Here is a 20,765-nt window from a genome sequence, read left to right on the forward strand (position 1 = left end):
TTACCCCCTGAATGTTAGTTATTACTGTGACTCTCACTTATATAACTTTTGCTTCGTTGCGAAGAAGTGAAACAAGCTCTGATACTTGAGCATCCAGTTCCCCTTCTAACACTTTTCCGGCTTCCTTCTTCGGTGGAAGGTAGATTTCAATTGTTTTGGTTTTCGCTTCAACTTCATCTTCATCTAAGTCGATATCATCCAATTCCACTTCATCTAAAGGCTTTTTCTTCGCCTTCATGATTCCTGGAAGAGATGGATAACGCGGTTCGTTCAACCCTTGTTGAGCTGTCACTAACAGTGGAAGGGATGTTTCAATGACTTCTGAATCTCCTTCTACGTCACGAGTGACCGTTACCGCTTCACCATCGATTTCCAATTTTGTGATGGTTGTTACATAAGGGATATCAAGCTGTTCTGCCACACGCGGCCCAACTTGTCCAGATCCACCGTCAATGGCAACATTACCTGCAAGGATCAAATCGACTTCCTGTTCTTTTAAATAGTGAGCCAGGATCTTCGCTGTCGTGAATTGATCTCCATGATCAAGATCGTCTTCTGTATTGATAAGGACTGCTTTGTCAGCACCCATTGCTAAAGCCGTTCTCAATTGCTTTTCACTTTCTTCTCCGCCAACTGTCACGACTGTTACTTCGCCGCCATGTGCATCACGGACTTGAATGGCTTCTTCCACTGCATATTCATCGTAAGGATTTATGATAAATTCAGCTCCGTCTTCGGCAATTTGACCGTTTTGGATCGAAATTTTCTCCTCAGTATCAAACGTTCTTTTCAAAAGTACATAGATGTTCATTCGTAAGTCCCTCCTAATAATGTAAACATTCTTTCCCTTAAAAAGATTTCGACAATTTAACCCCTTTGAATGGGCAGCATTGACATGCAATACTGCCCCTCACTAAGAGTTTACTATATTACTAGAATGTATTCTAGCCTTTAAAGTGTGGTTCTCTCTTTTCAACGAAGGCTGAAATACCCTCTTTGGCATCAGCGGATACGAATACTTCACCGAATAGATCCGATTCTCTCATAACACCCTCATAGAAACGGTCATCTTTCGTATAACTTAATAACTCAATGGCAGCCTTCATGGCCCCCGGGCTCTTCTTGGCAATCTTATCAGCCATTTCCTTTGCCTTGTCGAATAGCTGGTCTTCAGGGTAAGCCTTATTGGCAAGACCCCACTGAACGGCTTCTGTTCCGCTGATCGGCTCGCTCGTCAACAGCATTTCTGCTGCTTTCGCTCTCCCAACCAGCTTAGGAAGGCGCTGGGAACCTGCAAATCCGGGAACAAGTCCAAGTTGCAGTTCAGGCAATCCGAGTTTCGCATTTTCACTCACCAATCGGATATGACAACCCATGGCAAGCTCCAATCCGCCGCCTAGAGCAGCACCGTGAATGGCTGCAATGATCGGCTTTGAGAAATTCTCCATCCGTTCGAAAACGTCCTGACCTTTTTTGGCAAGCTTAGAGAATTCTTCTCCGCTCTCTATCGTCGTAAATTCCTTAATGTCGGCACCCGCCGAGAAAAAGCGGCCCTCACCTTTCAGCAAGATGACCCGGACATCCTTATTCGTTTCAAGCTCATCAAGAACGGAATCGATCTCCCTGATGAGTCCACTTGCGAGTGCATTAGCTGGTGGTCTTTGAATCAGGACCGTTGCTACCTGTCCTTCTAAGACCCATGATAAACTTTCCATCTCTCATCCCCCTAAACGAAGTTAGTTCCTGCCGCCACATCCATGAAGTAATAGTTTGTGTATAGCAGGGACTTGAGCTACCAAATCATATTTCTGATCGTTCATCACCCATGTTGTCGCCATTTCATCCAATGTTCCAAAGATCATTTGACGGGCGAGGCGAACATCCAGGTCACTTGAGAACTCTCCTGATTCAATACCACTGATCAGAATTTTATCGACTAATTCAAGATACCCCTTTAATACATCATTGATTTTCAAACGGATATCTTTATTGGATTGTCTTAGTTCCAACTGTGTGACGATGGCCAGATGATGATCATCCGACAGAATCCTACAATGATTTTCAATCATCACTAATAATTTCTCTGAAACTGTCTGTTTTCCTGCAATAACTTCCTCAATTTTTTCGACAAAGAGAACCATCTTTTCTTTGAACAAAGAAATCAGGATGTCTTCTTTGTTTTTAAAATAAAGGTAGATGGTACCGTCGGCGACACCTGCCTGTTTTGCAATCTTTGAGACCTGTGCCTGATGATAGCCATTTTCAGCTATCACAATGACAGCAGCATCGATAATTTGCATGTATTTAGGTTTATTTCGTTTCATATGTTCTGACCTGCCTTAACAAAATATGAATGACCATTCATTCATATTTTTATAATAAAAGGTTTCTCAAGGATTGTCAAGAATAGATCCTTGTCCCATTCGAATCCAAAAAGAGAAAGCTCAATGAAAATCATATTAACTTGTTTTTTGTTGGTTTTCTATTTTTTGGCGCTCTTCTTCCACAAGGGATCTCCGGAGGATTTTTCCGACAGCTGTTTTAGGCAGTTCCTTCCTGAATTCATAAATTCTCGGTACTTTATAGGCAGCCAAGTACTTGCGGGAGTATTCATTGAGCTCCTCTTCAGTCAGGGATTCTCCTTCTTTCAATACTACATATGCCTTCACGGTCTCTCCTCTATAAGGGTCAGGGACGCCAGCTGCAACCACTTCCTGAATGGCAGGATGTTCGTATAGGACTTCTTCAATCTCCCGGGGATAGATATTAAAGCCGCCGGCAATGATCATATCTTTCTTACGATCTACTACGTAAAAATAGCCCTTTTCATCCATATACCCGATATCTCCCGTCAGGAGCCATCCGTCCTTTAACGTTTGTTCAGTTTCCTCAGGACGGTTCCAATATCCTTTCATCACCTGGGGACCTTTGACGACGATTTCACCCATTTCATTTGGAGGAAGGGGTTCTCCCGTTTCCATTGAAAACACGGCACTGTCTGTACCCGGCCATGGTACACCGATGCTTCCCTTTATTCTCTCTTTATCCCATAGGAAATTGGAATGAGTGACGGGGGATGATTCGGTTAAGCCATATCCTTCAACGAGCTTACCACCCGTAACTTCCTCGAATTGCTGCTGCACTTCCACCGGTAATGGAGCACTTCCGCTGAGACATGAATCAATGGACGACAGATCATATTTCTTTAATTCCGGATGATTCAACAGTCCGATATAGATCGTCGGGGCACCTGGAAAAAGGGTAGGCTTCTGCTTATGAATTGTTTTCAACGTCGTTTCTGCATCGAATTTAGGGAGCAGGATCATCTTATATCCCTGCATGACAGAAAGAATCAGTACGGCAGTCATGCCATAGACATGGAAGAATGGAAGGATTCCGAGCATCTTCTCTTCCCCTTTTTTACACTTATAAAGCCAGGCATCACACATGGAAGCATTCGCCACCAGATTCTTATGGGTCAGCATGACACCTTTAGGGAAACCTGTCGTGCCTCCAGTGTATTGAAGGAGGGCCAGATCATTTTCAAAGTCGAATTCTTCTTGTGGCACCACTTCACCTTTTGCTGTTTTCATGATCTCCGTAAACAAATGGTTTCGACCTGAATGTTCCACTTTCACAACGATGCCGTATTGTTTCTTCTGGATGAATGGATAAATGAGATTTTTGGGAAAAGGAAGATACTCTTTGATAGCGGTTACAATAATGTGCTCAAGGTCGGTGTTTTTCATTGCTTTTGATACCCTCGGATAAAGGATGTCTAATGTCAAAATCACCTTGGCCCCGGAATCTTTCATTTGATATTCAATTTCTCTTTCCATATATAATGGATTGGTTTGTACCACTACTCCTCCTGCATAAAGGATGCCGTAATAGGCGATGACCGATTGAGGAGTATTGGGAAGCATGATCGCCACCCGATCGCCCTTATTGATCCCGAGTGTCTTAAGATAGCCGGCGAATGTAAGAGCCGATTCATACAGTTCGTTATATCCTATCTCTTTGCCCATGAAATGAATCGCTGCCCTTTCGCCATAAAGAGATGCGGCTTCAGTCAAATAGGACTGCAAAGGTTTTGCAACAAGATTAAGCTCCTTTGGTATTTCCGCAGGATATTCAGCAAGCCATGGTTGATTCATGGTAATCCCTCCTTCAAAATTATTAGAAAATTTCTTCTATTTATTATTATAATATAAGGGGACTCCAGTTACAATTTGAAATAAATGACGGCCCGACTTTCTTACTATTCTGTAAAGCTTGCCCTTCGTGAAAGATCACTTTTATAAAAGAAAAAAGACTGCCTATTCAACCATATGACAGTCTGTTTGTACATTATTATTATTCCGGGATGATATTTACCTTTTTATGTCCGTAGGGTCTGATCAGGTAAAGAACAGCATGTAGATGATCCCAACCACTATAAATACCCCGCACAGGGTAAGCAGAACCTTTGCCAATGTTTCCATATTCCCTCTCCTTACGATATACCGGCTCCTATAACATAGGATAATCCGACTGAGATGACCAGCGAAATGAAGCCTACCGCCCGGTTATCATTTTCAATTTCTTCATCGATCCTGAATTTGGGTGTCAGAAATTCATAAATGAAATATCCGATCAACAATAAAATGAAGCCGAAAACACCCCATCCTATCGTGGTAAGAATGGTATCATTGTGGCTGATCGAGTGCCTGAAAATGTTGGCGATCCCGAATATCTTCCCGCCTGTCGCCATCGCCACAGCCAAATTCCCTTTTTTAATTTCTTCCCAGTTCCGATACTTGGTCACCAGTTCAAAAATCGCCAAGAACAATACCAGGCAAAGGATGACCACACTGTAATTCCCCGCCGTTTGAACAAATTCATTTTCCCAAAAGTTCTCCATTGAAAAGCTCCCTTTAATCCTTTTTTCAATCACTTGAATTGAACGACCGTTACTCCCGTTCCACCTTCACCTGCATCCCCAAAACGGATGTTTTTGACCGAGCGGTGATTTTTAAGATACTCCTGTACTCCCTGTCTTAAAGCACCTGTCCCTTTTCCATGGATGATGGAAACGCGGGGATACCCGGCAAGCAGCGCGTCATCGATATACTTCTCTACTCTTGATAATGCATTTTCAAAACGCTCTCCGCGCAAGTCAAGTTCAAGGCTGACATGAAAATCCTTCCCCTTTACGGTAGCGAGGGGCTTCGTTTCAACCTTTTGCTGGGACTGGATGAATTCCAGATCTGATTCCTTCACTTTCATCTTCATAATTCCCATTTGAACCTGCCATTCCTTTGCCGACACTTTTTCGACCAAATGACCCTTTTGATCAAAGCTCAACACCTTGACTTCATCACCAGGTTTCAATTCCTGTTTTGCACCTGTGGCTATCTTCTTTTGTCCCGTTTTCAACTTCGGAGCGGCATCCTCAAGCTGCTTTTTTGCCTGGATCAATTCATGCTCTTTAATCTGGGCGGATTTTTCCTGCTGCATTTTCCGCAGGTCCTTGATCACCTGCTCAGCTTCCGCCTTCGCCTTTTCAACGACTTCACTGGCTTTTTGCTGTGCCTTTTCGTAAAGGGTATCTTTCTTTTCATAGTACTCCATCATTTGCTTCTGCATATCTTTATGCATCTTCTCTGCCTGTCTTAAAAGCTCATGAGCTTCCTCAAGCTCCCGTTCACCCTGACGTCTGCTGTCTTCGAGGGAGGCAATCATATTCTCGACTTCTTTACTGTCTGTACCAATATGGGACTTCGCCCGTTGGATGACCCCATCTGACAAACCAAGACGCCTGGAAATATCAAACGCATTACTTCTTCCAGGTACCCCAAGTAAAAGTTTGTACGTTGGACTTAACGTTTCTACATTAAATTCCACACTGGCATTTACGACTCCTTCCCGATTGTATCCATATGCTTTCAACTCGGGGTAGTGGGTGGTCGCTACGACTCTTGCCCCTGTTCCATGGACTTCATCAAGGATGGAGATCGCCAGTGCCGCACCTTCTTGAGGGTCCGTCCCTGCTCCTAATTCATCGAACAGCACGAGGCTTTCATGATCGACCTTTTTCAGGATGTCCACGATATTGACCATATGGGAAGAAAAGGTACTCAAGCTTTGTTCAATCGATTGCTCATCCCCGATATCGGCGTAGATGGTACGAAATACGCCTACTTCGGATCCGTCCAGAGCAGGGATTGGTAAACCAGCCTGTGCCATCAGGTTTGTTAAACCAAGTGTCTTCAGCGTAACGGTTTTACCACCGGTATTCGGACCGGTGATGACGATGGAGGAAAACTCATTCCCGAGTTCGATATCATTGGCAACCGCTTCATCAATGGGCAGCAGTGGGTGCCTTGCTTTATTCAGCTTCACCCTGCGTTGGTTATTGATGGTTGGTTTAGACCCTTTGATGGACCGTCCGAACTTCGCTTTCGTAAACATGAAATCCACGTCTGACAGGACGTTGACGATCAGGAGCAGTTCTTCCCCAAATTCCTGAACTTTCTCAGACAGCTCCTGCAGAATTTTTTCAATTTCCGTCTGTTCCTTTAATCGATACTCCCTCAGCTGATTATTCAGCTGAACGATCGCTTCCGGTTCAATGAACAGCGTCTGCCCTGAGGAGGATTGATCATGGATGATCCCCCCGTATTGACCCCTGTATTCTTGTTTGACCGGTATGACGTACCGATCATTCCGGATGGTGATGATGGCATCTGATAACATTTTTTGTGCGTTGGAAGAACGGATCATCCGTTCCAGCTTCTCCCGGATCCGGCCTTCATTAGCGCGGAGCTGTGCGCGGATCGTACGCAGAGTTTCACTTGCTGAATCAAGGATATCACCGTTATCATCCACCACTTTTCGTATTTCCTGCTCCAGTTGAGGAAGCGGGATGACCGTCCCCATTTTCTCCTGTAAAAGTGGAATCTCTACTTCTTCCTCAAGGAGTTCTTCTACAAACAGTGTCAGCTTCCTGCTTGCCCGTATCGTACTCGCCACCTGGACAAATTCAGCTGGTGAAAGCATCCCGCCTATTTGAGCCCGCTTCACGTGAGGACGTATATCAAAGATCCCGCCAAGTGGTGCGTGACCTTTTAACCTGAGAATGGTCATGGCTTCATCCGTCTCTTCATGAAGAGCTGTGATCTCTTCATATTCCACTGACGGCATGAGGGAAGATACCCTTGCGTGACCGAGTGCAGACGCTGCGAATTGCTTTAATAATTCTTTAATTTTATCAAACTCTAATGTCTTTAGTACTTTAGAATTCACGGAATGTATTCCACCTTTTTTCAGTTTCGCTTAATAAATTGTATGAACTCCTCTTTATCCCAAGTATTGATGACCGTATCTTTCTTGATCCAACCTTTACGGGCCGTCCCCACACCAACCTCCATAAATTCGAGGTGGTCGATACTGTGGGCATCTGTGTTAATAACGAGCTTCACACCCTGCTCCTGTGCTTTTCGGATATTTTCAGCAGAAAGATCCAGGCGGTTCGGGTTTGCATTCAGCTCAAGAGCCGTACCTGTTTCTTTCGCCAGCTGAATAAGAAGATCCATATCGACGTCATAGCCTTCCCGTCTGCCAATGATCCTGCCAGTGGGGTGAGCGATGATATCCACATGAGCACTCTTCAAGGCTGTTGAGAGCCTCTCCATGATTTTCTCCTGAGACTGTGAAAAACTTGAATGAATGGAGGCGATCACCAGATCCACCTTTTCCAGAATGTCATCATCATAGTCCAGGGTCGCATCAGGAAGGATATCCATCTCGATACCGGAAAGGACTTCTATATCATCATACTTCTGATTGATTTCGTTTATTTCCTCGATCTGCTTCAATAACCGTTCTGTTGTAAGACCGTTGGCCACCCGCAAATACTGGGAATGATCGGTGATGGCCATATATTGATACCCTTTCGCACGGCAAGCCTCTACCATTTCCTCAATCGAATAGGCACCATCAGACCAAGTGGAGTGCATGTGAAGGTCTCCCTTCATATCTTCCAACGCAAGAAGAGGATAATCCTTACTGAACTCTTCCACTTCTTTTCCATCCTCTCTAAGCTCCGGTGGAATCAGGGGAAGATTGAAGTGATGGTAAAATTCTTCCTCGGTTTCAAAGGTTGTCATTTCACCTGTTTCACTATTCTCTACCCCATACTCACTGATTTTCTCTCCACGTTCTTTCGCCAGCTGACGCATGCGGACATTATGATCCTTTGATCCCGTGAAATGATGGAGGGTCGTGGCAAATTCTTCCGGTTTTACAATTCGGAAATCGATGCTGACATCCCATTGGTAAGAGAGGGTCAATGAAACTTTCGTATCCCCTGCCGCAATGGTCTCAATGATATTCGGCAGTTTCAGTAGTTCTTCTTTCACCTTATGAGGGTGTTCTGTCGACAGAATGAAATCAAGGTCTTTAATGGTTTCCCTCATCCTTCTTAAGCTGCCGGCTCTCGAATACGTGTGGATGCTGTCGATTTCAGCAAGATACCCTTCAATCTCTTGTGCAATCCCCATCATAAAGCCGATTGGGAGACGGTCAGGTCTTTTCCCGGCCTGTTCGATCGACGCTAAGATCTTTTCTTCCGTCTTTTTCCCGAATCCTGCAAGAGCCTGTACTCTTCCCTCTTTACAGGCCTCTTCCAACTCTTCTATATTTTTGACTCCAAGCTCACTGTAAAGTTTGGCGATTTTCTTCCCCCCAAGCCCTGGTAACTGCAAAAGAGGGATCAATCCTTTGGGAACCTCCTCTTTCAAATCTTCAAGAACAGAAGAGGTCCCTTCTTTTATGTACTCTTCAATAACACCGGCCGTCCCTTTTCCGATGCCTGGGAGCTTAGTGAAATCACTGATTTCCTGTAAGCTGCGGTCATCATTCTCAAGGGCCGCAGCGGCTTTTCGGTAGGCAGATGTTTTAAACGAATTTTCGCCTTTTAATTCCATATATATTGCAATTTGTTCTAATAATTTTATAATATCTTTTTTATTCAAGAGATTCACCCTCTATCTTAGAATTAATGAATAAGGTCTTTACGCTCCACCTATTATAGTAGCAAAATTGCTATAAAAAGAAAAAAGACTGACTTATAAGATGAACAAATCCGTTAAGGGGACCCTTACGAATGTGAGTTGCATACTTATAGTCAGCCCTATATCAGGCTACGTATTCAATCCACCATGATTTCACCATATCAGAGAAAACAGGAGTATGTTTCACCATCCCTTGTGCTATGAACGAGTGATTGATGAGTGATTGAACCGACTCAATCGGCAATAATACAGCAATATATAATAGAATGAAAATCATTAAGTATGCTTCAATAAAGCCCAGTATCCCCCCGCCAAGAACATTCAACTGCTTTAATAGTGGAAGATGTGCTACGAAGTCGAGCATTGATCCAATGATTTGCAGTATGATGCGTGTTGCGAAGAAAATCAGCGCAAACGCAATTACTCGGTAGTATGCTTGATCCAAATGGGTCGATTCAAATATCATATTCAGTGTGGATTGCTCGTCCAGTACAGGATAAGGAATCCATAAAGTCAACTTCGGAGCAAGCTGATCATAATATATGTATGCTACAATGAAAGAAACGATAAAACCGAATATGTGGATGGCCTGAAGGATGAATCCACGTTTTAATCCTATTAAAAACCCTATCACCAGGATGACTAACAAAGCTAAGTCCAACATCTTTATTTCAATCCTTTAACCGTTTAATTTCCCGTTCAAGCTCTTCAACCCGTTCTTGAAGTTTGAGATAATCGTTTACGGCATTCACCGCTGTCAAAACCGCCAATCTGCTTGTGTCGAGAGATGGATTCATGGAGTTGATCTCTCTCATTTTGTCATCAACTTTCGAACAAACGAATCGGATTTGACTTGTGGATTCAGTCCCAACAATCGTATATTGTTGTCCATATATGTCTACAGTGGTACGATTTTTTTGTTCATCAGACAACCTGAAAGCCCCCCATTCATTAGAATCCTACACATAATCATACCACGAAACTTTTTGATTATGGAAGGAATTTGTCATAATAGCTCACATTTTTATTAAATTCAAGATTTTTGTCATAAGGAGAGAGAAACATGGCCAATACCGTCATACAAACAACCAAAGGAACAATCGAGAAAATGAAAGATCATTATCAAAAGGTGTTGGTCGAAAAGCTGCCACCCGGTGCCGTATTTGTAGCAAAGCCATCAGGCTGTACGGTAACCGCTTATAAATCCGGTAAAGTGCTGTTTCAGGGAGCAAACGGAGAAGGTGAAGCGAGTCATTGGGGAAATACCGTGACGCAGAAGGTGAAGTCCCCGACCAAGGGAGCGACGAATCTGCCTGAGAACTTTGCCGATTGGTCTGTCATCGGTTCAGACGAGGTCGGGACAGGAGACTTCTTCGGACCGATCACTGTCGTCAGTGCTTATGTGAAGAAAGAGCATATCCCCCTCATGAAAGAACTCGGGGTGAAGGATTCCAAAAATCTATCGGATCCCCAAATCATCAGTATTGCCAGGGATCTCATTTCCACCATTCCTTATTCCCTCCTCATCCTGCACAATCCAAAATACAATGATATGCAGGCAAAAGGGATGACACAGGGAAAGATGAAAGCTCTCCTTCACAACAAAGCCATCCTGAATCTATTGGAAAAAATGGCGCCGGAACAACCCGAGGGGATATTAATCGATCAATTTGTTGAAAAAAATACATACTTCAAGCACGTGTCAGCTCAACAGAAAATTCAAAAAGACCGGGTATACTTCAGCACCAAGGGAGAAAGCATCCATCTTGCCGTTGCAGCAGCATCGATCATCGCACGCTATGCATTCCTGAAAGAAATGGACAAGCTGAGTGCAAAAGCTGGCGTTGAAATCCCAAAAGGCGCGGGGAAACATGTGGATGTCGCCGCTGCCAAGATCATCAAGGGAAAAGGGATCGAGGAATTAAAATCGATGACCAAATGGCATTTTGCGAATAGCGAGAAGGCAATGAAGTTAGCAAGGAAATAAGGAAGAGCCGCATCGGGTAAAGCGATGCGGCTATTTATATGGTTTTGTTCAGCTGTTGAATAGTGGAAAATATTCAGCTGCTGAATTTCAGCCTTATTTTACCTCATGAATGCTCCCAAATACTCCAATTCCATAATCCCCGAACAAACCAAAAAAAGATGCCAGACTCAGTCTGACATCTCTTTCCAGGAATTGAATTACCCTCTTAATTCGGCTCCTGCTTTTTCTCTCACGGTTGCAAGTACCTTATCGTGTACCTTGACTATTTCCTCATCCGTCAAGGTTTTCGCCGGATCGAAGTATTTCAAGGAGAATGCAAGTGATTTCTTGCCCTCTTCCATACGCTCCCCTTCATAAAGATCGAAGACGGCCACTTCTTTCAGAAGTTTCCCTCCAGCCTCTTTAATAATGGATTGCAGTTCCCCTGCTTTTACATCCACATTCACAACAAGTGCGATATCCCGTGTGATCGATGGATGACGAGGGATCGGCGTATAGCTTAGGGCCGGCTTTTCATAATGGAACACAGGTGATGCTTTCAGTTCGAACACGTACGTTTCGTTCAGATCCAATTCTTTTTCCACTTCCGGATGAACTGCTCCGACAAAACCGATCACTTCGTTATCCAAAAGAATTTCAGCCGTACGGCCCGGGTGCATTCCCTCTACAGTCGCCTGGCGGTAAGTGATGGCTTCGGATACACCGATTTCTTCGAACATTCCTTCAAGGATCCCTTTGGCCACGTAAAAGTCAACAGGCTTCTTCTCTCCCTGCCAAGCATGGTGATGCCAAAGCCCTGTAAGAGCTCCTGCGATATGCTCCTGTTCCTTTGGAAGCTCTTCCCCTGATTCATTCAAGAAAACCGATCCGACTTCATAGAAGGCAAGAGAATCGTTTTGACGGGCTTTGTTATATGATACCACTTCCAGAAGCTGCGGAATGATGCTTAAGCGAAGGTTGCTGCGCTCTTCACTCATCGGCATTAATAGACGGACAGGTTCTCTCATGTCCAATGCGTACTGGGTTGCTTTTTTATCATTTGTCAATGAATACGTGATGGCCTGCAACAATCCAGCCCCTTCAAGATAACGACGGACCGTGCGGCGCTTCAGCTGATGCAGTGTCAGACCCCCAGGCGTTCCTTCTCCTTCTGGAAGAGTAAGAGGAAGATGATCATAGCCATAAAGGCGTGCCACCTCTTCAAGTAAATCTTCAGGGATGGTGATATCTCCTTTTCTTGTAGGAGCTGTCACGGCAAATGTTTCTCCGTTCACTTCAATACCAAATTGAAGTCTGCGGAAGATATCTTCCACTGTCTCTACTGTGATATCTGTTCCGAGTGAAGAATTGATTTTTCCAAGTGTGATCTCAACTTTGACAGGTTCTACATCCATTTCGTTCACCAAGACAGTGCCTTCAAGGACTTCCCCACCGGCATATTCAGCCATTAATTGAGCCGCTCTTTCCCCTGCTTTCAGGACACGGTTGGGGTCTACTCCCTTTTCATAGCGGGTACTCGCTTCGCTTCTGAGCCCGTGGTCTTTTGAGGCACCCCTTACGATGGCTCCAGTGAAGTAAGCTGCTTCAAGAAGAACAGTGGTCGTATCGTTCTGGACTTCTGAATTCGCTCCACCCATCACTCCGGCAAGGGCAACAGGTTCCGTCCCATTGGTGATAACAAGCTGGCTGCTTGATAAGGTTCTTTCCGCATCATCCAGTGTGACGAAGGTTTCACCATCTTTTGCACGACGGACCAGGATTTCTTTTGAACCAAAGCGGTCATAGTCAAAAGCATGGAGCGGTTGGCCATATTCCAACAGCACGTAGTTCGTAATATCGACTACATTATTATGAGGACGGATTCCCGCTGAAATCAGTGCATTTTGCATCCAAAGTGGAGATGGTCCGATTTTGACATTTTTGATGATCTTGGCACCATATAAAGGATTATCTTCTTTGGCTTCTACCTTAACCGTTACATAATCCGATGCTTTTTCACTAGTTTCAGATAGATTTGTTACAGGAAGCTTTACATCACGATCCAAAATGGCTGCCACTTCATACGCGACACCAAGCATACTTAGGCAGTCTGAGCGATTTGGCGTCAAGCCAAGTTCGAGGATTGCATCATCCAGGTTCAATAATTCAACCGCACTACGGCCGACTTCTGCATCATCACTGAATACATAAATTCCTTCTGCATGTTCTTTCGGTACAAGTTTACCTTCTACCCCAAGCTCTTGCAGGGAACAGATCATCCCGTGGGATGCTTCACCGCGAAGCTTTGCTTTCTTGATTTTGAAATTGCCAGGAAGGACCGCTCCCACTTTTGCCACAGCCACTTTCTGACCCTGTGCTACGTTCGGTGCCCCACAGATGATTTGGACGGGTTCTTCTTCCCCTACATCCACCAGGCATTTATTTAACTTATCCGCATCGGGATGTGGTTCACACTGCAGGACATGGCCGACGACCACGTTTTTGATTTCTTCCCCGATCCGTTCGACCCCTTCGACTTCGATCCCGCTTCTTGTAATTTTCTCTGCCAGCTCTTCAGGTGTTGTGCCTGATAAGTCTACATAATTTTCCAACCATTTATATGAAACAAACATGTGTTAGTACCTCCTACCCGATTTTCGATTACTCTTGTGTTCCGAACTGTGTGACAAAACGCGTATCATTTGTGTAGAAATGACGGATATCATCGATTCCGTATTTCAGCATGGCAATACGCTCCGGTCCCATACCGAATGCGAATCCAGTGTATTTCTTTGAATCGAATCCTGCCTTTTCAAGAACATTCGGATGAACCATCCCTGCGCCGAGTATTTCAATCCATCCTGTTCCTTTACATACACGACAGCCTTTTCCACCGCAAATCTTACATGAGATATCCATCTCGACAGAAGGCTCTGTGAATGGGAAGAAGCTTGGGCGTAAGCGGATTTCACGGTCTTCACCAAACATTTTCTTGGCAAACACATTCAACGTTCCTTTTAGATCACTCATGCGGATGTCCTCATCAATGACAAGACCTTCGATTTGAGTAAATTGATGTGAGTGTGTCGCATCATCCGTATCGCGACGGTACACTTTACCTGGACAGATAATCTTGATCGGGCCTTTTCCTTTGGCGAGTTCCATCGTTCTTGCCTGAACTGGTGAAGTATGGGTACGCAACAGTGTTTCTTCCGTTATATAGAAAGAATCCTGCATGTCGCGGGCCGGATGTCCTTTCGGAAGGTTCAGGGCTTCAAAGTTGTAATAATCTTTTTCAACTTCAGGTCCTTCAGCAACCGTGTAACCCATGCCGATGAACAGGTCTTCGATCTCTTCCACAATCATCGTAAGGGGATGGTGATTCCCTTTTTTCACAGGGCGACCTGGTAATGTGACATCAATCGTTTCGGACTGAAGCTTCTTTTCAACCGCTTCTTTTTCGAGTATGGCCTGCTTCGCTTCAATCGTTTCCGTAATCGCACCACGTACTTCATTGGCAAGTGCCCCCATTTTAGGACGCTCTTCCGCTGACAGTTTACCCATTCCTTTTAATGCTTCTGTTACGGGTCCTTTTTTCCCTAAATAGGCAACACGGATGTTATTCAATTCTTTCAGGTCTTGAGCTTCATTTACCTTTTCGATGGCTTCTTGTTGAAGGGATCGTAATTTGTCCTCCATTGTTCTTCCTCCTTTAATGTATATCGTCCGAAGGGGCGCATTCCCGATTTTAAACAAATAAAAAAACCCCATCCCAAAAAGGGACGAGGTTTAGATCGCGGTACCACCCTTATAAGCATATCCACAGATGGATATACTCACTTCATTCGGATAACGGCTTATGCCGGAGCATCTTTACATGTATCATGGTCCCGATGCCAACTCGAGAGGTGAAATATTCACATCATGTTTTCTTAAGGATGCTTGCAGTCTGAGGGCATCCTCTCCCTTAAAGAAGGTCATGTGCTACTTTCCTCTTTCAACGTTTTTAAGTTATATGTGCATTATTATAGTGAATTTCCCGGCAGATTTCAAACCTTTTCACGGAAATCACTGCCCATTTTTGAAATAGTACAGCAAAACACCTGCTGCAATCGCTACATTTAATGATTCGCTTTTACCGTAAATGGGGATGTAGAGGTTTTGGTCGGTCTCTGTTAAAAGGTCATTCGACATTCCATTTCCCTCGTTCCCCATGATGAGGGCATAAGAAGAGTGCGGCTTGACCGTAGTGTATTCTACGCCATTCTCAAGGGCTGTCCCGTATACAGGAATGTCCCGTTCCTTCAACAGTGGAATGACTTCGTGTAGGTCTTTCCTGACTATGGGAATATGAAAATGGCTTCCCTGTGCGGAGCGCAGTACTTTAGGATTATAAGGATCCACCGTCCCTTTTCCTAACACAACCATACCAATCCCGGCTGCATCGGCTGTACGGATGATGGTTCCGATGTTACCTGGGTCCTGCAGGCCATCGAGGAGCATCAGCGTTGCTGCCTGGTCGATGATATGCTCACCCTCTTTTTGCTTACAGATGGCAAAGATCCCTTGTGAGGTTTCCGTATCAGACAGGACTTTCCCGATTTCATCGGACACCATCGAGATGGAAACAGAGTCCACGTTCCACTTCTGAGGGATGTCGACTCCTTCTACAAGGATGATCTCTAAGACTGTATCTTCCTGTTTTAACGCTTCCTCCACAAGATGAAAGCCTTCAATGATATATGTACGGGTGAGATCCCGTTCTTTTTTGGTCAATAATTTCTTCCACTGTTTAACTACAGGGTTTTTTGAGGATTGAATATACTTCAATCGTATCCGCTCCTTTAAATTCCTATTCAACGTCTCATTATACCTTAACTTTCCTACATAATAAATTCAATTTGAGACAAGATAACAATGAGTTCCTTATCCTAGAAAAAAGGAGAAATGTGTGATGAATCTTAATTTACGTAAAGCGATCATACACAACGTATCTGGTAATAACCAGGACGAACTGAGAGACACCATCGTCGACGCCATCCAGGGAGGAGAAGAAAAAACCCTTCCAGGCCTCGGTGTACTGCTTGAAGTCTTCTGGCAAAACGCAGATCCGCAGGAACAAAAAATGGTCCTTGAAACATTAGAGGAATCATTGCAGCAAATGCATTAGAAACAAGGGCAATCCTGAATAGGGGTTGCCCTTGTTTTATGCCTTCCGGGTTCACATCATGAAAAAGACTTTTTCCGACGACACGACCTTATCGGATGAAACGACCTTTTAAATGCACGTAAAAAGAGACCCTTTATAAGGGCCTCTCAATAAAATCAATCAAACGTAATGTTTGCCACTGTCTCTTTATCGAGCTTCTTGATCACTTCTGTAATCAATTTCACTGTGTTTTCATAATCATCACGATGCAACATGGCTGCATGGGAATGAATGTAGCGTGTTGCAATCGTAATGGATAAAGCAGGGACTCCGTTGGCTGTTAAATGAATTGCTCCAGAATCCGTCCCACCCCCTGCAATGGCATCGAACTGGTACGGGATGTTGTGCTCATCCGCTGTATCCGTAACAAAGTCGCGAAGACCTTTGTGGGAAACCATGGACGCATCGTAAAGGATGATCTGTGGACCTTCCCCCATCTTACTTGACGCTTCCTTATCAGAAACACCAGGTGTGTCGCCGGCGATTCCGACATCCACACCAAATCCGATGTCAGGCTGGATCTTCGCTGCCGCCGTCCTCGCTCCACGAAGACCGACTTCTTCCTGTACGGTACCGACACCATAGACGATGTTAGGATGCTTCTCATCTTTCAGATTTCTTAATACATCGATGGCAATCGCACATCCGATCCGATTATCCCATGCTTTCGCAAGGAGCATCTTCTCATTGTTCATCACCGTGAATTCGAAATGAGGGACGACCATATCTCCCGGCTTCACTCCCCATTCCTGTACTTCTTCACGGCTTGACGCACCGATATCAATGAACATATCTTTGATATCAACCGGTTTTTTCCGCGCTTCCGGAGGCAGGATATGGGGTGGTTTGGAACCGATCACACCTGTCACCTCCCCAGTGCTGGTCACAATCGTCACACGCTGGGCGAGCATAACTTGAGACCACCAGCCTCCTACGGTTTGAAAGCGAAGGAATCCTTTGCTGTCGATCTGTGTGATCATAAACCCTACTTCATCAAGATGGCCAGCCACCATGATTTTGGGACCATTCTCATCGCCGACTTTCTTAGCGATCAGGCTTCCAAGATTATCTGTTGTCACTTCATCTGCAAACGGCTCTATGTATTTCTTCATGACGTCACGTACTTCTCGTTCATTACCCGGTACCCCTTTGGCATCGGTTAAATCCTTGAGCATTGTCAAAGTTTCGTCTAATTTCGCCATTATTTCGACCCCCTAAATGATTATACTTTTCAATTATACTAAAACATGTGTGATTCATCAAAATTTGCTGAATCTTCTTCACTATTCATAGAGATGAAGCTTTCTCTTAATATCCTTCTTGTTGACGGTTATAATTCACTTCATTTTTTTTCACATAAGCATCAAACACCTCTTCATGGGAAAATCCGAGTAGTTCCCCGAGGTACACATAGTGTCTGAATAATTCCTGGAAATGTTCAACCGAACGTTCTTCGGCAAAATGATTGGCGTATTTAAAGACATCCATGAATTGCTTGGTCACATCATCGTTCGTATAATTCGTCTCCCCTAAATCAAATTGCCGGATGCCGATTTCAATCCCGAGTGAAAGAATGAAGTGTACACCGTCCACGAATTCCTCCAGGATCACTTCCTTTTCGGAAGAAGGTTTCGTACTCCAGAACTTAAAGCTTCTTGTTTCATTCGCCAGTTCCCCTACCTCTACAAGTAAAGCAAGGATCTTCTTGTCGACCAGGTCTTCCTTTTCTAAACCATGTTCTTTTTCGATATGCTGATCAAGTTTCTTCTGCATGTCCAATAACTTCTCAATATTCATTGTCATTCTCCCCCTTATGATGTCTGTATTTATATCACTCTCTCTTAGTATGACAAATTTTCAAACAAATTTTAAATAATATGAAACCTTTTTCTGTTTTAATCGTACATAATAGTGGAAGAAATATGCCTATGGAGGTAATGGTTATGCTTTGGTTAATTCGGTTAGTGATTTTTCTCCTTATTATCTATCTTTTATACAGCAGTGTGAAATACATTATGAACCCAAAGCGAAAACTCGAGCTTGCCCAAGAGCAGAAACGTTTTTATTTTCTCGATGATCAGGAAAATGTCCGTAAGAATTTTCACATAACCTATAAAGGTGCACGATTCGAAGGGGAAAAATATCTGGGGGCTACTGACCAGTCCTTCGACGTGGTATCGATTTTTGTATGGACGAAAAATGTCTCTTCCCTTAAAGGCCTCACCAGGGAGGACTTCGAATACTTGCAGAACGAAATCAAAGAACGATACCCCAATGCCAAACTGGACTGGAAAAGTCCGATCCACGAATTCCTTCAAAACGCCCAACAAAAAAACGACTAGCTCAGCTGGTCGTTTTTTGATTTTTTATTTACCGGGAAAAAACTCTCTCCATTGAATGACGCGCACTTTTTCTCTTAATAGGTAAAATAGGACGATGAGTGCAAGGAAGATCATGACGAGAATGGGTGGGGAAAATTGTTTGATGTATTGGCCAAATACCGTGTAAAAGAACGCCAGGGGAATGTTTGAAAGGACGGAGGCACGGATGAAGGGCTTGAGCTCCTTCTTCCGTTCGAGCAGACATAGATTTAAGAGCTGATAATGGACAAATGGAATCAGCCTGAGAACAGCAATTTGCCCTGTAGTAAGGGTCGCGTTACGGCCGAACCACTTTTCCTTCAGACGTAGAAGCTTTTCGTAAAACGATTTGAAACCTTTAATGATAAAATAAAAAGACACAGATAAGAGCGTTAATCCGATCAATGAATACAGAGTGCCGAAGAGGCTTCCGAACAGAACCCCTCCTGCCATGCAGACAAGGGCGACGGGAATGAACAAAAACTGCCTCAGGACGTGGAACAAGATAAACAGAACAGGAGCCATATACCCGCTTGCTTCCATCAGGGCGAATGCAGCAACCAACCGTTCGTCCATGGCGAACGCGACCTCCTTCTGCTTTTCTAAGCTGTTTCTACACACTCTCTATATAGTATGTAGAATAGACGGGTTAAAGAATGAAAACTTTGGTTTCAGAGGTTCGCATTCAACCAGATGAACAGCACGCAATGGAGCATCACGAGTAGCGGAAAGCCGATGGCAAACTGCTTGTGCTTGGTTTTATGACGGTACACCTTCATGCCTATGTAAGCCCCGACGCTCCCCCCTAAAATGGCAACCTGCCACAATACCCGTTCACTGATACGGTATTCGTGCCGCTGTGCTTTTCTTTTATCCCTTCCCATTACCGTAAACCCGATGATGTTGATGATAATGGCATATAGATATAAAATCCATGATAATCCATCCATGATTTTTACCTGCTTTCCACTGTGAATGATCGAAGAAAGGACCGGCCAGTGGCCAGTCCTTTTGGTCTGCTGTTTTCGTCAGCAGGTATTATTTGTTTAGTTGAGCTTTAGCAGCGTCAGCTAATTGGTTGAATGCTTTTTCGTCAGAAATCGCAAGCTCAGCAAGCATTTTGCGGTTTACTTCGATACCAGCAAGTTTCAATCCGTGCATTAAACGGCTGTAAGAAAGACCGTTCATACGTGCAGCCGCATTGATACGTGTGATCCATAGTTTACGGAAGTCACGTTTCTTTTGGCGACGATCACGATAAGCATACATGTATGATTTCATGACTTGTTGATTTGCTACTTTATATAAAGTATGTTTTGAACCGAAATAACCTTTGGCTAATTTAAGAACTTTTTTACGACGTCTGCGTGTTACTGTTCCGCCTTTTACGCGTGGCATAATAATTCCCTCCTGTTTCTATTACTTCTTATTTTAGGTTGTCAAGCATATGACGAATGCGTTTGAAATCTCCTTTAGAGACAACAGCCGCTTTACGTAGCTTACGCTTTGCTTTAGTAGATTTGTTTGCGAATAAGTGGCTTGTGTAAGCGTGTGAACGTTTAAGTTTACCAGAACCTGTTTTCTTGAAACGCTTAGCTGAGCCGCGGTGAGTTTTCATTTTTGGCATGATGCTTTTCCTCCTCGGGTCCTTTATTTTTCGTTGACTGGTGCAAGCACCAGGAACATACTGCGACCATCCATTTTCGGTTTTGATTCAACGGTTGCTACATCTTTACACTCATCACTGAAGCGATCCAGAACACGTTGACCAATTTCTTTGTGCGTAATCGCACGACCTTTAAATCGGATTGACGCTTTTACTTTGTCTCCTTTTTCAAGGAACTTACGAGCGTTACGAAGCTTTGTGTTGAAATCATGTTCATCAATCGTCGGGCTTAAACGCACCTCTTTAAGATTGATGATCTTCTGATTCTTACGTGCTTCTTTTTCTTTCTTCTGTTGTTCAAATTTAAACTTACCGTAGTCCATGATACGAGCAACGGGTGGTTTTGCATTTGGAGCAACAAGAACAAGATCAAGGTTTACACGTTCAGCAATTTCAAGAGCTTCATTCTTGGATTTGATTCCAAGTTGCTCACCGTTTTGATCGATAAGACGTACTTCACGGGCACGAATCGTTTCGTTTAAGATCATGTCTTTGCTAATAATTAGCC

General features: G+C 44.0%; 22 protein-coding genes and 1 other annotated feature. Of the genes, 3 read left to right on the forward strand and 19 right to left on the reverse strand.

Features of this window, described 5'->3' with window-relative positions:
• Nucleotides 1–37 precede the first annotated feature (37 nt).
• From JI667_RS06040 to zapA, 9 genes are all read right to left on the reverse strand, one after another.
• On the reverse strand, nucleotides 38–811 hold the full coding sequence (locus JI667_RS06040; protein ID WP_206851193.1) for an electron transfer flavoprotein subunit beta/FixA family protein: 774 nt from the start codon (nucleotides 809–811) through the stop codon (nucleotides 38–40).
• Between the two features lie 133 nt (nucleotides 812–944).
• On the reverse strand, nucleotides 945–1,715 hold the full coding sequence (locus JI667_RS06045; RefSeq protein WP_206851194.1) for an enoyl-CoA hydratase: 771 nt from the start codon (nucleotides 1,713–1,715) through the stop codon (nucleotides 945–947).
• Nucleotides 1,716–1,736: 21 nt separating this feature from the next.
• Nucleotides 1,737–2,324 carry a TetR/AcrR family transcriptional regulator gene (locus tag JI667_RS06050; RefSeq protein WP_206851195.1) on the reverse strand — a complete coding sequence of 196 codons (588 nt, stop codon included), beginning with the start codon at nucleotides 2,322–2,324 and terminating at the stop codon, nucleotides 1,737–1,739.
• Nucleotides 2,325–2,459: 135 nt separating this feature from the next.
• Nucleotides 2,460–4,157 carry an AMP-binding protein gene (locus JI667_RS06055; protein ID WP_211201225.1) on the reverse strand — a complete coding sequence of 566 codons (1,698 nt, stop codon included), beginning with the start codon at nucleotides 4,155–4,157 and terminating at the stop codon, nucleotides 2,460–2,462.
• Nucleotides 4,158–4,495: 338 nt separating this feature from the next.
• Nucleotides 4,496–4,903 carry a DUF350 domain-containing protein gene (locus tag JI667_RS06060; protein ID WP_098354631.1) on the reverse strand — a complete coding sequence of 136 codons (408 nt, stop codon included), beginning with the start codon at nucleotides 4,901–4,903 and terminating at the stop codon, nucleotides 4,496–4,498.
• 29 nt (nucleotides 4,904–4,932) lie between these two features.
• Entirely contained in the window at nucleotides 4,933–7,287 is a 2,355-nt protein-coding gene (locus JI667_RS06065) for an endonuclease MutS2 (RefSeq protein ID WP_206851196.1), read from the reverse strand.
• A gap of 20 nt (nucleotides 7,288–7,307) precedes the next feature.
• A complete protein-coding gene (gene polX, locus JI667_RS06070) occupies nucleotides 7,308–9,017 on the reverse strand; it encodes a DNA polymerase/3'-5' exonuclease PolX (RefSeq protein WP_206851197.1) in 1,710 nt (569 codons plus the stop codon).
• A 163-nt stretch (nucleotides 9,018–9,180) separates the two neighbouring features.
• Entirely contained in the window at nucleotides 9,181–9,720 is a 540-nt protein-coding gene (locus tag JI667_RS06075; RefSeq protein WP_206851198.1) for a CvpA family protein, read from the reverse strand.
• Nucleotides 9,721–9,727: 7 nt separating this feature from the next.
• Nucleotides 9,728–9,988: a cell division protein ZapA gene (zapA, locus tag JI667_RS06080; RefSeq protein WP_206851199.1), complete on the reverse strand. Its 261-nt coding sequence runs from the start codon at nucleotides 9,986–9,988 to the stop codon at nucleotides 9,728–9,730.
• 131 nt (nucleotides 9,989–10,119) lie between these two features.
• Between zapA and rnhC the strand changes: the two genes are divergently transcribed.
• The gene (gene rnhC / locus JI667_RS06085; RefSeq protein WP_206851200.1) at nucleotides 10,120–11,043 is read left to right on the forward strand and encodes a ribonuclease HIII; all 924 of its coding nucleotides are present in this window, start codon (nucleotides 10,120–10,122) and stop codon (nucleotides 11,041–11,043) included.
• A 197-nt stretch (nucleotides 11,044–11,240) separates the two neighbouring features.
• On the opposite strand, the gene pheT is transcribed toward rnhC, so the two are convergent.
• From pheT to JI667_RS06100, 3 genes are all read right to left on the reverse strand, one after another.
• The gene (gene pheT / locus JI667_RS06090; RefSeq protein ID WP_206851201.1) at nucleotides 11,241–13,655 is read right to left on the reverse strand and encodes a phenylalanine--tRNA ligase subunit beta; all 2,415 of its coding nucleotides are present in this window, start codon (nucleotides 13,653–13,655) and stop codon (nucleotides 11,241–11,243) included.
• A gap of 28 nt (nucleotides 13,656–13,683) precedes the next feature.
• Complete coding sequence (gene pheS / locus JI667_RS06095) at nucleotides 13,684–14,721, reverse strand: phenylalanine--tRNA ligase subunit alpha (protein ID WP_206851202.1); 1,038 nt, start codon at nucleotides 14,719–14,721, stop codon at nucleotides 13,684–13,686.
• A 76-nt stretch (nucleotides 14,722–14,797) separates the two neighbouring features.
• Nucleotides 14,798–15,032 (reverse strand) — a binding site (T-box leader).
• A gap of 58 nt (nucleotides 15,033–15,090) precedes the next feature.
• Complete coding sequence (locus tag JI667_RS06100; RefSeq protein WP_206851203.1) at nucleotides 15,091–15,852, reverse strand: TrmH family RNA methyltransferase; 762 nt, start codon at nucleotides 15,850–15,852, stop codon at nucleotides 15,091–15,093.
• Between the two features lie 124 nt (nucleotides 15,853–15,976).
• Here JI667_RS06100 and sspI point away from each other — a divergent pair, with 124 nt between their 5' ends.
• Entirely contained in the window at nucleotides 15,977–16,192 is a 216-nt protein-coding gene (gene sspI, locus JI667_RS06105) for a small acid-soluble spore protein SspI (protein WP_206851204.1), read from the forward strand.
• 155 nt (nucleotides 16,193–16,347) lie between these two features.
• Here sspI and JI667_RS06110 read toward each other — a convergent pair whose 3' ends face one another.
• The gene (locus JI667_RS06110) at nucleotides 16,348–17,433 is read right to left on the reverse strand and encodes a M42 family metallopeptidase (protein ID WP_206851205.1); all 1,086 of its coding nucleotides are present in this window, start codon (nucleotides 17,431–17,433) and stop codon (nucleotides 16,348–16,350) included.
• A gap of 106 nt (nucleotides 17,434–17,539) precedes the next feature.
• Nucleotides 17,540–18,028 carry a dUTP diphosphatase gene (locus JI667_RS06115; RefSeq protein WP_206851206.1) on the reverse strand — a complete coding sequence of 163 codons (489 nt, stop codon included), beginning with the start codon at nucleotides 18,026–18,028 and terminating at the stop codon, nucleotides 17,540–17,542.
• 146 nt (nucleotides 18,029–18,174) lie between these two features.
• On the opposite strand from JI667_RS06115, the gene JI667_RS06120 reads away from it, so the two are divergent.
• The gene (locus JI667_RS06120) at nucleotides 18,175–18,573 is read left to right on the forward strand and encodes a sigma-w pathway protein ysdB (protein WP_206851207.1); all 399 of its coding nucleotides are present in this window, start codon (nucleotides 18,175–18,177) and stop codon (nucleotides 18,571–18,573) included.
• 24 nt (nucleotides 18,574–18,597) lie between these two features.
• Here JI667_RS06120 and JI667_RS06125 read toward each other — a convergent pair whose 3' ends face one another.
• The 5 genes from JI667_RS06125 to infC form a co-directional block, all read right to left on the reverse strand.
• Complete coding sequence (locus tag JI667_RS06125; RefSeq protein ID WP_206851208.1) at nucleotides 18,598–19,167, reverse strand: TVP38/TMEM64 family protein; 570 nt, start codon at nucleotides 19,165–19,167, stop codon at nucleotides 18,598–18,600.
• Nucleotides 19,168–19,262: 95 nt separating this feature from the next.
• Nucleotides 19,263–19,541 (reverse strand): DUF1294 domain-containing protein, encoded by a 279-nt coding sequence (locus JI667_RS06130; protein WP_206851209.1) that lies wholly within the window; start codon nucleotides 19,539–19,541, stop codon nucleotides 19,263–19,265.
• Between the two features lie 88 nt (nucleotides 19,542–19,629).
• Nucleotides 19,630–19,989, reverse strand: coding sequence for a 50S ribosomal protein L20 (rplT, locus tag JI667_RS06135; RefSeq protein WP_034757014.1), 360 nt, complete (start codon nucleotides 19,987–19,989; stop codon nucleotides 19,630–19,632).
• Between the two features lie 28 nt (nucleotides 19,990–20,017).
• Nucleotides 20,018–20,218 carry a 50S ribosomal protein L35 gene (rpmI, locus tag JI667_RS06140; RefSeq protein ID WP_032087387.1) on the reverse strand — a complete coding sequence of 67 codons (201 nt, stop codon included), beginning with the start codon at nucleotides 20,216–20,218 and terminating at the stop codon, nucleotides 20,018–20,020.
• Nucleotides 20,219–20,241: 23 nt separating this feature from the next.
• The gene (infC, locus tag JI667_RS06145) at nucleotides 20,242–20,760 is read right to left on the reverse strand and encodes a translation initiation factor IF-3 (RefSeq protein WP_167562127.1); all 519 of its coding nucleotides are present in this window, start codon (nucleotides 20,758–20,760) and stop codon (nucleotides 20,242–20,244) included.
• Nucleotides 20,761–20,765 lie beyond the last annotated feature (5 nt).

The sequence above is a fragment of the Bacillus sp. NTK074B genome (assembly GCF_017303375.1).
In the GTDB taxonomy this organism is placed as follows: domain Bacteria; phylum Bacillota; class Bacilli; order Bacillales; family Bacillaceae_B; genus Rossellomorea.